General features: G+C 68.8%; 12 protein-coding genes. 11 read left to right on the top strand and 1 reads right to left on the bottom strand.

All coding sequences use genetic code 11. The annotated features are described in order from the left end of the window. Nucleotides 1-259 precede the first annotated feature (259 nt). The 9 genes from AB0M65_RS17475 to AB0M65_RS17435 all read left to right on the top strand — a co-directional run bounded on the left by AB0M65_RS17475 (nucleotide 260) and on the right by AB0M65_RS17435 (nucleotide 10,564). Nucleotides 260-1,123, top strand: coding sequence for a hypothetical protein (locus AB0M65_RS17475; RefSeq protein WP_364028334.1), 864 nt, complete (start codon nucleotides 260-262; stop codon nucleotides 1,121-1,123). Nucleotides 1,124-1,565: 442 nt separating this feature from the next. Further along, nucleotides 1,566-1,832, top strand: coding sequence for a hypothetical protein (locus AB0M65_RS17470; RefSeq protein ID WP_364028332.1), 267 nt, complete (start codon nucleotides 1,566-1,568; stop codon nucleotides 1,830-1,832). A gap of 13 nt (nucleotides 1,833-1,845) precedes the next feature. After that, complete coding sequence (locus AB0M65_RS17465; protein WP_364028330.1) at nucleotides 1,846-2,322, top strand: hypothetical protein; 477 nt, start codon at nucleotides 1,846-1,848, stop codon at nucleotides 2,320-2,322. Between the two features lie 3 nt (nucleotides 2,323-2,325). Continuing rightward, nucleotides 2,326-5,286 (top strand): ATP-binding protein, encoded by a 2,961-nt coding sequence (locus tag AB0M65_RS17460; RefSeq protein WP_364028328.1) that lies wholly within the window; start codon nucleotides 2,326-2,328, stop codon nucleotides 5,284-5,286. Then, entirely contained in the window at nucleotides 5,283-7,373 is a 2,091-nt protein-coding gene (locus tag AB0M65_RS17455; protein WP_364028326.1) for a magnesium transporter, read from the top strand. The genes AB0M65_RS17460 and AB0M65_RS17455 overlap by 4 nt, the downstream gene beginning before the upstream one ends. 3 nt (nucleotides 7,374-7,376) lie before the next feature. Then, complete coding sequence (locus AB0M65_RS17450; protein WP_364028324.1) at nucleotides 7,377-7,964, top strand: hypothetical protein; 588 nt, start codon at nucleotides 7,377-7,379, stop codon at nucleotides 7,962-7,964. 4 nt (nucleotides 7,965-7,968) lie between these two features. After that, complete coding sequence (locus AB0M65_RS17445) at nucleotides 7,969-8,967, top strand: C40 family peptidase (RefSeq protein WP_364028322.1); 999 nt, start codon at nucleotides 7,969-7,971, stop codon at nucleotides 8,965-8,967. A gap of 102 nt (nucleotides 8,968-9,069) precedes the next feature. Beyond that, nucleotides 9,070-10,332 (top strand): hypothetical protein, encoded by a 1,263-nt coding sequence (locus AB0M65_RS17440; RefSeq protein WP_364028320.1) that lies wholly within the window; start codon nucleotides 9,070-9,072, stop codon nucleotides 10,330-10,332. 34 nt (nucleotides 10,333-10,366) lie between these two features. Then, nucleotides 10,367-10,564, top strand: coding sequence for a hypothetical protein (locus tag AB0M65_RS17435; RefSeq protein ID WP_364028318.1), 198 nt, complete (start codon nucleotides 10,367-10,369; stop codon nucleotides 10,562-10,564). Nucleotides 10,565-10,741: 177 nt separating this feature from the next. On the opposite strand, the gene AB0M65_RS17430 is transcribed toward AB0M65_RS17435, so the two are convergent. Then, nucleotides 10,742-11,719 (bottom strand): AAA family ATPase, encoded by a 978-nt coding sequence (locus AB0M65_RS17430; protein ID WP_364028316.1) that lies wholly within the window; start codon nucleotides 11,717-11,719, stop codon nucleotides 10,742-10,744. Between the two features lie 134 nt (nucleotides 11,720-11,853). Between AB0M65_RS17430 and AB0M65_RS17425 the strand changes: the two genes are divergently transcribed. Both AB0M65_RS17425 and AB0M65_RS17420 read left to right on the top strand, forming a co-directional pair. Next, nucleotides 11,854-13,263, top strand: coding sequence for an RNB domain-containing ribonuclease (locus AB0M65_RS17425; RefSeq protein ID WP_364028336.1), 1,410 nt, complete (start codon nucleotides 11,854-11,856; stop codon nucleotides 13,261-13,263). Further along, on the top strand, nucleotides 13,260-14,021 hold the full coding sequence (locus tag AB0M65_RS17420) for a helical backbone metal receptor (protein WP_364028314.1): 762 nt from the start codon (nucleotides 13,260-13,262) through the stop codon (nucleotides 14,019-14,021). The genes AB0M65_RS17425 and AB0M65_RS17420 overlap by 4 nt, the downstream gene beginning before the upstream one ends. Nucleotides 14,022-14,046: the final 25 nt, after the last annotated feature.

The raw sequence follows: 14,046 nt of genomic DNA, 5'->3' as shown, positions 1-14,046 counted from the left end.
GCGTTGACGCCGAAGGCTCTGAAGAAGTTCACCGGTGGCGGGAAGAAGGCCGCAGACGGGGGCACATTCGCGTCGAGGGTCACGGACGCAAGGAAGGGGGCCTTCACGGACTTCTGGGTCACCTCCGCCACCCGGCGAGCACCAGCTCCGGCGACCGCCGCGAAAGTGATAGCAAAGGTCCCTTGCTCCCTTCCGGGCAGCGACCGCTCGGCCCCTTCGGACGCTGCGCCCCATGGCTACTTGCCGGTAGGGTGCTTTCATGGGCGAAGCGAGTCGGGTCACGGGACGGTTCCGCGGGACGTTCGATGTACTGCATTCCCTCACTTACTTCGCACCCGAGACGGAAGCGGCGCTCACCGACGCCGGGCTCCGGCCGGGGCGCATGACCTACTTCGCCGGCCGTGCGGCGCCGATGGGCGCGGTCGGACCCGGCGTCGTCGCCGCCACCTTCTACAACTTCAATCCTGAGCTGGTCGCCCGCTACCTTCCGCGTGCGTGGACGCTGGCCACTCCTGATCGCGTCATCGAGGCCCGGTTCGAGGCCGTCGACGCGACGCTCACCAGGTTGCTCGGCAAGGACACCATCGACTCCAAAGAGCTCGCGGAGGCCGCCGAGCTCGCCCGCGAGGCGACCGGGGGCTGCCGGGTCGACGGCCGCCCGCTTTACGCCGGGCACGCCGATCTCGATTGGCCGAGCGAGCCGCACCTCGTCCTCTGGCACGCGATCACGCTGCTGCGCGAGCACCGCGGCGACGGCCACATCGCGGCACTCGTCCTCCACGGTCTCGGCGGGCTCGACGCCCTGGTCACGCATACCGCCACCGGCAAGGGTTTCCTGGCCGAGGCGGCCAAGGAGTCCCGCGGCTGGAGCGACGAGCAGTGGGACGCCGCTGTCGACGCTCTCCGCGAGAAGGGCCTTCTCGACGCCGAAGGCGGCCTCACCGAGGCCGGGAATGATCTCCGCGAGCGAATCGAAGCCGCGACAAACGCCTCGTCGGCCGGTCCTTGGGAGCACCTCGGCGAGGAAAAGACGAAACGTCTTCACGAGCTTTGCGGGCCGCTGAGCCGTCAGGCCGTCGAAGCCGGCGCTTTTCCCGCGAATGTGTTCTCCACTAGCCGGTAATCACGCTACGTAGTGAAAATGCCTGTTAAGTTTTCGCTTTGGGTAACGGAAGCGTGACTTTCGCTTGATCGGCGCTCATGATTTTTGTCGAATGCGCGCTCACACTGCGGACTCGCGGAAAGCCACCGAACGAGTCATGTCACACTTGTCACGGCCGGATCACAGTCGGCCAACTCGCACTCACAGTGAGCAAGAACGGCGCAACCGGGTGAGTTCGGCAGCACACTGCGAAATACGGGTGGCCGGGGTTAATCCTGACGACCCTTGCAACGATGATGGAGACCGAGGATGGTCGTGGTGCTGTGCCTCGCTCTGTGACCGGCCGAAAGAAGCGCATCTACAGAGCGCACTTTGACCACTACCCCTCGTGACGCCATGATGTTCGAAGCACCACCGAGCCAGAACCGCGCGAACCCCCTCTCCGCGCACCGGGAGTAATGCGATGATGACCTTGACCACCCTCGACACGCTGGCCGCCGGCGAGCTCGGCACCGGCAACGTCCGTACCTGGCTGATCGACAACGTCATCCCGCTGGTCCTGCTGGCGGTCGCACTTCTGCTCCTGTGGCTGGGTGGCGGCAAAGGGGACAACGCGGGTGTCATGCGTCGTCTCGCCGGTGTCGTGATCGCGCTGGCGATCATCGGTCTCGCGGTGAGTGGTGCCGGAGTCAACGTGGGCCAGTGGATCGCCGGCCTCTTCACGGGCTGAGGCAGGGCTCGCGTTGCGTATCCGCACCGATGACGAGGTCTACCGGGTCGACGCCGTCTGGCTCGGCCCGCCGAAAGCGACTTTTCCCTGGAGAGCCCGCTACGTGGCGTGGCTCGTCGGTATCCCGGTCTTCCTGCTCGTGCTCACCGCCGAACGGTGGGCGGGCTGGAGCTTCGGGTTCTTCTCGACCGCCTGGGCTTTCGTCGCCACAATTGTGATCACCAGATTGATCACGGCCAAGATCAGCCACGAGCGCCCGCTGGGCGCCGTGGCCGCGATGGCGGCGAAAGAGCTCAACACACCGAGAGAACGGACCACGGGTACGGGCGGCGCCGCCAGCGCATCCCGCGTCCGGGTACGGGCGACGCGCCCGTTGCCGAAGCACCGCAGGAGACGGCAGTACCAGCACCACGGCTACGGCGGCGGCGCCGAAGCTCAGGGAACACCACGAGCGCGTCGGAGCCGCCCTGCGGCTCGGGCCGGGAGGTAGTCGTTGTTCGGTCGCGGCGGAAGCCGAGGAAAACGTGATCGTGACTTGCCGCAAGGGGCCTGGAACCAGCCCCAGCAGGTCCGCTCCGCGCAGCCCAAAAAGGCCAGCGGCAAACGACTGCCCGGCGAGGCGGCGATACCTACCTACACCCCGTCGATCGCCGCGCGAAGCATCGACGGGCACTTGTTGCGCACCGGTTACGAGGTTTACGCCTGGTACCGGCTCGCGCCGCAGCGCTGGTCCTTCCGGTCGGACTCGCAGCGCCGCGACCTGATCGCGGCCATCGCCGGCCAGTACGCCGAGCTTCAGGGACGCTGGCTGCATCTGCGGGTGACCAACCGGCCGTACCCGATCCGGATGTGGGCCGAGGCCCATGTGCACAACGCCGTCGGCCGTCCCCACGACGTCCAGGGCGCGCTGTCCTTCGACGACTATCTCATCGGCGAGCAGCAGCAGCTGATGGGCCGTTCGATGGCCGAAAAAGAGGTCTACCTCGGCGTCCAGGTGCAGACCCGGCGGATGATCGACCGCGCCGTCGAAAGCGCCGCCCCGGTGCTGCGCAAGATCCTGCCCGAGGCCGTCGACGCCGAATTGGCCGCACTCGACTCCGAGGTCGAGCACCTCGACCAGGTGATCGGCTCCGCCGGGCTCGAAGGCCGCCCGGTGCACGCCGAAGAGATGTCCTGGCTGATGCACCGCTCGTGCTCGCTGGGCCTGCCCGCGCCACGCAATATGCCCGCCGTCCCCGGCGCAGCCTGGGAGCCCGAGGACCTCGCCAGCTTCACCGACGCGGCGGACTTCCACGCCGAGCCGTACGCGCCGACGGTCACCGTGCGTGGCCGCACCGGCTCCAACGCCGGGGTGTCGCGGCATCTCGCCGTCCTCACCGTCGGCCAGATGCACGGCCTGCAGATCCCCGAGGTCGACGACCCGTGGATCCAGCACGCCGACCGGCTGCCCGCCGCAGTCGAGGTGTCGGCGCGGATTTACGTCCGGCGCCCGGAAGAGGTCTCAGGCGAGCTCCAGCGCCAGATGAACAAGGTGCGTTCGCAGGTCAAGCACTACACCGACGAGCACGAACTGGAGCCGCCGCAGTCGCTGGCGCGCCAGGCGGGCCGGGTGCTGGAGATCGACGACGAGATGACGTCGGGCTTCACCGCGCTGGCCACCCGCGTGCGGTCGTGGTGGCGGTTGGCGGTGTCCGGGCCGACCGAGCGCGACGCGCTGCGCCTGGCCCAGCAGCTGCTCGACCTCTACAAGCCGAAGATCGCCGTCGAGCATCCCGAGGCCCAGTACGCGCTGGCCAGGGAGTTCATCCCCGGTGAGCCGCTGGCCTCGGCGGCGTACATGCGCCGCGGTTCGGTCGTGTGGGCGTCCTCGTCGGTCCCGACGGCGACGGCCGAGGTGGGCGACCGCCGCGGCATCCTGCTCGGCGAGACCGTGACCGCGACCCGGCGTCCGGTGGCGTGGGATCCGTGGATGGCGCAGGAGATCCGCGACGGCTCTGGCCTCACGGCCATGGTCGCTGGACTCGGTGGCGGCAAGTCGTTCCTCGGTGGCGGCATCGTCTACAAGACCCTTCGCGCGGGCGCGCACTGGACGATCCTCGACCCGTCGGGCCCGCTGTCGCGGCTGTGCGATCTGCCCGAACTGCGGCCGTACGCGCGGAACATCAACCTGCTCAACGCGCAGCCCGGCATCCTCAACCCGTACCGGGTGGTCGCCGAGCCGCAGATCGAGCATTTCATGGACGAAGAGGACCCCGAGCGCTCCTGGCGCCGGGAGAAGGCCCTCGCGGGTGCGACACGGCGACGCCTCGTGCTCGACGTCCTCACCGGTGTCCTGCCCTACGAGGTCTCGCGGATGGCGCAGACCCGGATCGTGTTGCTGCGTGCCGTCCGCGCGGTCGGCGGCCGGTTCGAAGCCGACCCCGGCCAGGTCATCGACGCGTTGCGCCGGGACTCCAGCGAGCACCACGAGCACGCCGTCGTCGTCGCGGACTTCCTCGACGAGATGCGCGAGCGGATGGCGCTGCTCATCCCGGAGACCGACGCGGACCCGTACGCCGAGACCCGCGACGACCGGATGACCGTGCTGACCATGGCGGGGCTGACCCTGCCCAAGGACGGCGTCCCGCGCGAATACTGGACGGACGCGGAATCGCTCGGCGTCGAGATGCTGAACCTCGCCGCCTGGCTGACGCAGCGGTCGGTGTACGAGAAGCCGAAGGAGCTGCGCAAGGGCGTCTGGATCGACGAGGCGTTCTTCCTCTCCGAGGTCCCGACCGGCCGCGTGCTGATGAACCGCTTCGCACGTGACTCGCGAAAGTGGAACGTCCGGGTGCTGCTGTCCTCGCAGATCCCCGCGGACTTCCTGAAGATCCAGGGCTTCGTGGCACTGCTGGACTCGGTGTTCGTCGGCCGTCTCGACGACGACGACGCCCAGGCCGACGCGCTGCGCCTGCTGAAGGTCCCGGTCGGCGTCGGCTACGAACAGGTCGTCGCGGCGCTGGGCCGCCGTCCCGGTTCGTCTCGCGATCTCCAGCGGGACGTCGAGCCTCGCCAGTTCATCTTCGGTGACGGCGCTGGCGGCGTGGAGCGGATCCGGGTCGACTTCTCCGGACCGCACCTGGAACACCTGCGCCGGGTCATGGACACCACGCCGGGTTCGCCCGACGCCAAACCGTCCAGGCCGGGCAACGCGATCGCGGTCCCGGCGGAGAAGCAGTTCGTGGCGTCGCCGCCGGAGGAAGACGACTTCGCACTGGAAGAGGACCTCGAACTCGCGGCCGAACTCGAGGTCGGGCTCACCGACGAGCAGATGCTCGGCGCGCCGGACCCGCTGGCCGCCGAGACGGGCGAAGTCCAAGGCGCCGTCCACAATGGACACAACGGTCCTGACGGAGGACAAGGCGAGCAGCACGCGCGCGCCGTCAAGGGCGGCACCGGCAGGGACGCCGCATGAACACGGCGCTCACGCTGGCGTTCGTGCTCGCGTTCGCCGCCGGCTGGCACGCGCTGCGTCGCCGCATCAAAGAAGGACCCCGGCCGGGCAAGACCAAACCCAGCCGCCGCGCGACGATGCTCGTCGTCATGGTGATCCTGGGCTTGCAGGCCGTGGCGACCGCTCCGGCGGCGTCGGCCGCGGCCTGTGGCGAAGCGCCGAACCCGGAGCGACCGGGGTCGGGCATGGTCGGCGCCATCGATCCGGCTGAGGGGCACGGTGAAGCCGGAAGCGCCTACATCGACTACAGCTACGCCGGTCTGGTCTGGCAGAACTTCCAGACCAACTGCGGCCCGATGGCAGGTCTCACCTCGCCGGACTCGACGATCGACACCTGGGCGGGCAACCAGCTGTTCAATCTCGGCAAGAACATCGTCGCCGCCACGAACTCACTGCACTACACCGTGCTCGACGGTGGTCTGCTCAACCCCATCGACAACGCGGTGAAATCCGGCGCGGAGAAGGTCTACAACAATATCTACGCCCAGTTGTTCGGATTGGTCGCGCTGATCCTGTCGATCATGATGTTCCGCAACATCTGGCGCGGCGATCTCGCCGCTGTCAGCAAAAGAGCGCTGTACGCGCTGGCCGGGATATGGCTGGCCGCGTCCTCGCTGGCGATGCTGCGGTACTACGACCCGATCGACAACGCGATCGCGCAGACGACGAAGAACATCCAAGCCGGTTTCGTCGACGACTCGGAGAACAAGGTCCTCCGGCACATCCTGCCGACGACCCTGCACAACGAGATCGTCTACAACAACTGGCTGCGCGGTGAGTTCGGTGCGCCCGATGTCCCACAGGCCACGCAGTACGGCCGTCCGCTGCTGGACGCGCAGGCTTTCACCTGGGCCCAGATCCGCAACGGCGACGACGCGAATGTCGCCGTCGTCGACGGGAAGAAGGCGGCGTACAAGGACATCTCGACGAAGCTCGGCCCCGCGACCGGGTACTTCACCGGTGAGGACGGCAGCCGGACCGGCGCGGGATTCCTCGCACTCGGCCAAAGCCTCGTTTACGCGCTGTTCCAGCTGCTGGCGAAGATCTCGGTGCTGCTGGCACAGGTGCTGATCCGGGTGCTCACGCTGACCGCGCCGCTGATCGGCCTGATCTCGCTGCTGCAGCCCGAGATCCTGCGTCGTGTGCTCAAGGTGGCGGGCACGGTGGCCTTCAACCTGGTGGTGCTCTCGGTGCTGGCGGGTGTGCACGCGTTGCTGTTGCAGGCGATCCTGGGGATCAACGGCCTGTCGATGCTGACGAAGATGGTGGTGGCCGGACTGATCACTGTCCTGCTGTTCATGATCGGGCGCCCGGTACGGCGGCTGTGGCAGATGGCCGAAATGTCGGTTGGCATGGTCGGCGGCGCGGTGCCCTCACCGCGCGGTGGTTTCCTTTCCCGGTTCCGCAAGAAGAACAACGAACAGACTCCGCAAGACGCCTTCTGGCAGAACGTCCGTGACACCGACGACGTCGTCGACGGAGACCTTCGCGGTCCCGTGGGTGCGACCATCGGCGGCGGCCGGTTCCGGCCGGAGGCGACGATCTTCGCCAGTTCCCAGCGCCTCGACAACGGTTCCGGTGCGATCCGGCCCGCCGCGGCGTGGTCCGGCGCGCCTTGGCCGGGTGCGGTCGGCGGGGGCGGTGGTGCGCCCGCGTTACCGGCCGGTGGTGGCGGTGGCGTCCCGGTTTTCGGTCAGTACAACCCTTCCGCGGGCAATTCCGGCGACTCCATGTTCACCTCGGGTGGGCGGAGCCCTATCCAAGTGCCGAGCCGCCGCGTCGACACGTCGCCGGTCGCCGACCGGCGCTGGAGCGACGAACCGGAGCCGGTCGTGGTGCCGTCGCGGATGAATTCCGCGGGTGGTGGTTACGCCATTCCGGATTATTCGGGCACCGTTCCGGTGCAGCCGGGGCCGTCGACGCCGCGTCCTCGCCGTGTCGATCCCGAAGTCGTCGCGGGCAAGCCGGTTTTCGTGCTGTACCGGCCTTCGCGCGGGCTGGAGGTCCGCGAGGAATTCCGCGACACAGACCACGCCGTGGGGCGGTGACGCATGCCGATCCGGACCAATCGCGGGCGCACCGCGGTCTATCGCAGGCTGTGGGGCTGGCCGCTGCGCTCGCCCCGGCATCTCATCGGCACGCTGGTGATCCTCGCGGTGCTGCTCACCGCGGTGGGCATCCTGCTGCCCAAGGCCGTCGGGAAACCGGGGCAGGCGAACACCGCCGGGACGGGTACTTCGACCTCGCGTCCGGGTGTCGCGGCGCCGGTGACCGTGACGTCGACGTTGCCGCCGAGGCTTTCGAGCCCGCCGCCGCCGTCGTCCGCGCCGATCGATCAGGACGGGACCCGGGTTGCCAAGGAGTGGGTGACGGCGTGGGCGAACCATCCGGACGGGACGACGACCGAACAGTGGCTCAAGAGACTGGAACCCAGCACCGACGTCGAGTACATGGCGAAGCTGGCCACGGTGGATCCGGCGAACATCACCGCGACCAAGGTCGTCGGGGAACCGCAGGTCGTCACCTCGGTACAGGGATCGATGGAGGTCGACGTCCAGACGGACGGGCCCAAGGTGAAGGTGACCGTCGTCAAGACGAACGCGGGATGGCGGGTCACCAACTTCAGCCAAGTGGCTTGACCCGATGAAGATCGGGATCATCGTCGGTGTGCTGATCGCCGCGGTCTTCGCCGCGGTGATCACCACGAGCACGGTCGCGAAAGTGGTCACCGACCACACCGAGGCGCAGGCCGGCGGCATCGTCAACACCTCGTGCGACGCCTCCGTCGGGCCCACACTGCCGGGACAGGTCGACCGCGGTAGTTCCGACGTGCGGAAACTGGACCAGGAACAGGCCGGGATCGTCGCGCTGATCATCATGGTCGGCAAGCAGCGGTCGCTTTCGCCGCGTGCCTGGCAGGTGGCGATCCAGGCCGGGATGACCGAGTCCAAGCTGCGGAACCTGACTCACGGCGACCGCGACTCGCTCGGCATCTTCCAGATGCGGCCCTCGATGGGCTGGGGCACCGTCGCGCAGGTCACCGACCCGCCGTACCAGGTCAACAAGTTCTACGACGTGCTGCTCGCCGTGCCGGACTGGGAGGACATGCGCCCCGGCGACGCGGCGCAGCGCGTGGAGCGGTCCGGTTTCCCCGACCGCTATCACGACTGGGAACCGATGGCCGCGATCCTCGTGCAGAAGGAAGGCCAGATCGCCGACGTCGTCGGCTGCGGTACGAGCGTGGGCAGTGTGGTGCCGCCGAGCCAGGCCGCCGCGCAGGCCATCAAGTTCGCCCTCGCCGAACAAGGCAAACCGTATGTGTGGGGCGCCACCGGGCCGAATTCGTACGACTGTTCCGGGTTGATGCTGCGGGCCTACGAGTCCGCCGGGATCATCGTCCCGCGTGTTTCACGGGACCAGTACAAGGCCGGGGCGATGCTGCCGGTCCGCCAGGCGCAGCCGGGTGACCTGCTGTTCCTCGCCACCGTCCCGTCGAACCCGGCGACCATCCACCACGTGATGATGTACCTGGGCGAAGGCAAGGTCGTCGAGGCGCAGCAGACCGGGGTGCCGGTGCACATCCGCGATTTCTCTTTCGACGAGGCCGAAGTGGTCGCGCAGGCGGTCCGTCCTGGCGTTTAGCATGGTGAACGGGTGGTTTCGCGACCGCGGGACCACCGGATTCACCCGAAGTGGCGGCCTGTCCACCGGCACGCGGCCGCACACTGGCAGAGGATGAAGAACGTGGCACGGAAATTCGGAAGGCGAGGCAAGCCCACAGCGGGAGGCGGCCCGGAGGTCGATCCCCGTGATCTTTTCGGTGCTCCGCAGCCCGCGCGGCAGGCGGCAAGGCCGGCGTCCAGCACACCGCTGGCGGATCAGCTGAACCAGGGCTGGCCGGGTGTCGATCCGGGTTATGTCGTGTTGCCGCGTTCGCTCGCCGAGGGGATGTCGCTGCCGTGGCAGCAGCAGATGGCCGCCCTGCTCGCCCAGTTCCACCACGAGAACGCCCGGCTCGCCTGGCCGATCTACCGTGTCGTCCCTTCGCGCTACGAAAAGCTCATCGACCTCGACGAGGAGCAGTTGGCCGAGGCAGGCTACCTGGTCGAGATGGACACCGAAGGCGAGATGATCTACCGCGAGCGCAGTGGCCGGAAGATCGAGGATCCGGCGAGCACCACGGTGCTCGTCTCCTGCCTCGACCCGATCCCGAAGCCCGCGCAGCGCCGGCCGCCTCCGCCGTCGCAGGTCGCGCCGCCTCCGCAGGGGCAGCCGCCGCGCGCTCCGGCGCCGATGAACATCGGACCCGCTCCGGTCTGGCGGACGGTCGCCTCGCCCGCGCCCCCGCCCCCGCCCTCTGGGCCGCCGGTGCAGAGTGGATCTCCGGCGGGGCCTCCGCCTGCGGCCGGATCTCCGGCCGGGGCCGCACCTTCGCCCGGGGCCGCACCTTCGCCCGGGGCGACATCTCCGTCCGCGGCCACATCTGCGGCCGGGGCGACAGCTCCGTCCGCGCAGGCGGCGCCCGCGCAGACGCCGCCTCCGGCGGTGAGCGTTCCTCCGGCCACGCCTGAGGCCCAGTCCGCCGTGCCGCCCCAGGCCGAGCCGCAGCCTGAACCGCCGCAGGCCGCGGCCCCGGCTGTTCCGGTCAAGTCGCCTGCCCCTGCCCCAGCCCCAGCTCCGGCTCCGGCTCCGGCTCCGGCTCCGGTGACGCCACCTGCGACTGCTCCTGCTCCAGTGACTCCGCCGATGGCGCAACCCGCGCCCGGGCCTGTCGCACCTCCGGTGACCGGGCCGCCTCCCGGTCCGCTGCCGCAGCCGACCTCGCCCCGGCGGGGTACCCCCGCTCCGGACCTTCCCACCCCGCCGCGGGGCATTCCGGTGCACCGCGGCTGGTTCGACGAACTCGGCGAGAACGTCCCGGAAAGCTCGAAGCTGGACCCGCCCGGGGACGGCGAGTTCGGTCCGACCGGTGAGCCGACGGAGATCCCGTACCGCTACCGCAAGTGATGACAGGACCTCCGGGTGATGTCACGCTAGACGTATGTCGAGCGACCCGAACCCCGATCAGGGCTGGTACTACAACACCAAGACGAACCAGGTCGAGCATCTGGAACGCGGCCGGAGCGTCGATCTCCTCGGCCCGTACCCGGATGAGGCGACGGCCCGGCGCGCATTGGAAATCGCCAAGGAACGCACGCGGCAGGCCGACGCCGAAGACGCCAAATGGAGCAGCGACTGAGCTCATGAGCAGGGTCATGACGTTCTGATGGACCCCCGCTGAGGGCCCTTGCCCGCTCCGGATCGGTCGTGACAGGGACGGTCTCGCACGACTGTGTGGATTCCGGATCATCTGACGAGCCGAAATCCACACAGTCCAGCGTGCGCCAAGCAGCCGTTCGATCTCGTCGCGCCGGGGTCAGGCGTCTTGCCCGGCCAGCGCCGGGTCCAGCGCCGGGCCCAGCACGAACTCCGAATCGACCTGCGCGGACAGGTCGTCCCCGGCCCGCCCGTTGCCCCAGGCCCGCGCGTTCCGTAGGTGGAATTCGATGCCCTGACGCTGATACCGCGCCCAATCGCGCTGCTCGGCGTCGACGGTCGCGAGCATCGAGCCCAGTGTCTGAAGGTTGCGTGCTTCGAGTTCGCCGATCGGGCGTGCGCGACCGCGTTCGGCGGCGCGGACGTGCCGCGAGTTCTCCATCCAGCCCAGCAACGCGTCGCCGACCTCGTCACGCAGGAACTCGACGTCCTCGTCCTCGGTCACCTTGTTGCCCACGATGACCAGCCGCACCCCGAAGTCCCGCGCGTAGTCGGCGTACTGCCGGTAGACGCCGACGCTGCGCACGGTCGGTTCGCACACCAGGAACGTCACGTCGAACCGCGTGAACAGGCCGGACGCGAAGGCATCGGCACCGGCGGTCATGTCCATGACCACATACTCGCCGGTGTCGTCGATCAAGTGGTTCAGCAGCAGTTCGGCCGCGCCGATCTTCGAGTGGTAGCAAGCGACGCCGAGGTCGTCCTCGTCGAACTGCCCGGTGACGCCGAGCCGCACGCCGCCGAACTCGCGGAAACAGGCCTGAAAGATCGGGTTGTCCTCGAACGGCCGGACCAGTCGCGACCCGCGGCCGGGCGGGGTCGTCTTGATCATCGCGGCCGCGTCGGCGATCCGCGGGTTGTCGCCGCGCAGGTAGTCCTTGATCAGGCCCATGTTGTCACCCAGCGTCGGCCACGCGATGGCCTCTTCCTCACTCGCGCCGAGTGCGACGGCGAGGTGCTGGTTGATGTCCGCGTCGATCGCCAGTACCGGTTTCCCGGCTCCGGCCAGGTATGCGGTGAACAGCGACGCCAGCGTGGTCTTGCCGCTGCCGCCTTTCCCGACGAACGCGATTTTCACGCCTCGGCCCTTCCTGTCGTTTTGAAAAGGGTATCGGTTTTCATTTCGGCTCGTAACGTACACCCGACCGGCCCGCACCCGAACGGGCGATCAACCGGGCCGGATCGGGATAGGGTTGGGTGGTGCCTCCACTCGTGATCAGGACACACACGGCCGGAGGGGACTTCGGTCACCTGCGAGCCGAGTTCGTGCTGCCGGAGACGTTCGGTCCCGACGTCCTCGCCGAGGCGGAGGCGGCGGTCGTCGACCCGCTCGAATCGGCCGGGGAACGCGAGGACGCCACCGGTCTGCCCTTCGTCACCATCGATCCGCCCGGTTCGAAGGACCTCGACCAGGCAGTGCTGATCGAGCGTGCCGAGGGCGGCGGGTTTCGCGTGCACTACGCGATCGCCGATCTGGCCGCGTTCATCCCACCTGGTGGCGCGCTCGACAAGGAGGCGCGGCGGCGCGGGCAGACGCTCTACCTGCCGGACGGGAACGTGCCGCTGCATCCGCCGGTGCTGTCCGAAGGCGCGGCGAGCCTGCTGCCGGGGGAGACCCGGCCCGCCGTGCTGTGGACGATCGACGTCGATGTCAAGGGCGAACCGACCGCGACCCGGGTCCGCCGGGCACTGGTCCGGTCCACCGAGCAGTTCGATTACGAGACCGTCCAGGCCTCGATCGACGCGGGGACCCCGCATCCGTCGGTCGCCGCGCTGCCAGAACTGGGCCGTCTGCGCCGCGAACTCGCCGTCCGGCGCGGCGCGGTCGAACTCCAGTTGCCGGAGCAGGAGATCAACGGCGACCCCGACGGTGGCTGGGCGCTGGTCCAGCGCCCGCGCAACGACGTCGACGCGTGGAACGCCGAGATCTCGCTGCTCACCGGGATGGCGGCGGCGAAGATCATGATCGACGCGAAGATCGGCGTCCTGCGCACGCTGCCCGCGCCGGAAGCCGAAGCGGTCGAGTGGTTGCGCCGGTCCGCGCAGGCACTGAACATCGACTGGCCCGATGGCAGGAGCGTGTCGGAATTCCTGGCCGCGCTCGACCCTGGTCAGCCCGCGTCAATGGCGCTTTTCGCCGACACGACAAGGCTTTTGCGTGGCGCCGGGTACACCGCGTTCGACGGCGAGCTGCCGGAACTCACGACGCACGCGGGTATCGGCGGCGCGTACTCCCATGTCACCGCGCCGATCCGGCGGCTGGTCGACCGGTTCGCGACCGAGATCTGCCTCGCCGTGAGCGCCGGCCGTGAGGTGCCCGCGTGGGTGCGCGCGGCGCTTTCGGAGGTGCCGGAGCAGATGACCGCGTCCGACACGCTCGCGGCGAAGGTCGAACGTGCCTGCATCGACCAGGTCGAGGTCTGGGTGATGGCCGAGCACATCGGCGGCGAGTTCGGCGCGATCGTCCTGCGCGCGGAGGAGAACAAGGCCGAGATCCTGGTCGAGGATCCGCCGGTGATGTCCAAGTGCACGGGCGAGAGGCTCCCCGAAGGCGAGCGGATCCGGGTCCGGCTCACCGCGGTGGACGTCGACAAGCGGAAACTGTCCTTCGAGCGGGCATGAACGACGACCTCGGTGAAGCGGTCCCGCTGCGTGCTCCGGCGTCGCGGGTGGTTTCGCTCGTGCCGTCGCTGACCGAGGCCGTCGAGGTGAGTGCGCCGGGAAGGCTTGCGGGCGCGACGGACTATTGCACCCATCCGGTTGATCTGGACGTCCCGAGGGTCGGCGGTTCGAAGTACCCGGACGTCGACAAGGTGCTCGAACTCGCGCCGGATCTGGTGCTGGCCAACTCCGAGGAGAACCGGCCGGAGGAGGTGGAACGCCTGCGTGCCAACGGAATCCCGGTCTGGGTGATGGAGGCGTCGGCGACCGTGCCCGCCGCACTCGGCTCGATCCGGCGGATACTGACGCAGGCGTACGACCTCGCCGAGCCGGATTGGCTGGTCGAGGCCGAAGACGCGTGGCGCGAGACACGCCCGGAGCGCTTTCGCGCGGTGGTTCCGGTCTGGCGGAAGCCGTGGATCGTGCTCGGCCGGGACACTTTCGGCGGCGACGTCCTCCGTCGCGTCGGCATCGGCAACGCGTACGCGGACGACGAAGAGCGCTACCCGCGCCCGAAGCTCGAAGCACTCCAGGAGCGCTTCGCTGCCGGAGACGCGAACCTGCTCGTACTGCCTGACGAGCCCTACGAGTTCACCGCGGACGACGGCCCCGAAGCGTTCCCGGGCGCGAAGTACGTCCTGGTCTCCGGACGCCATCTCACCTGGTACGGCCCTTCGCTCGTCGAGGCCCACTCCGCGCTGCTTCGCACCCTCGGCTGAAGCAAGGGACCTTTGCTATCACTTT

Source organism: Amycolatopsis sp. NPDC051071 (assembly GCF_040682875.1).
GTDB lineage: Bacteria > Actinomycetota > Actinomycetes > Mycobacteriales > Pseudonocardiaceae > Amycolatopsis.
This window is presented reverse-complemented; position numbering and strand designations above follow the sequence as displayed.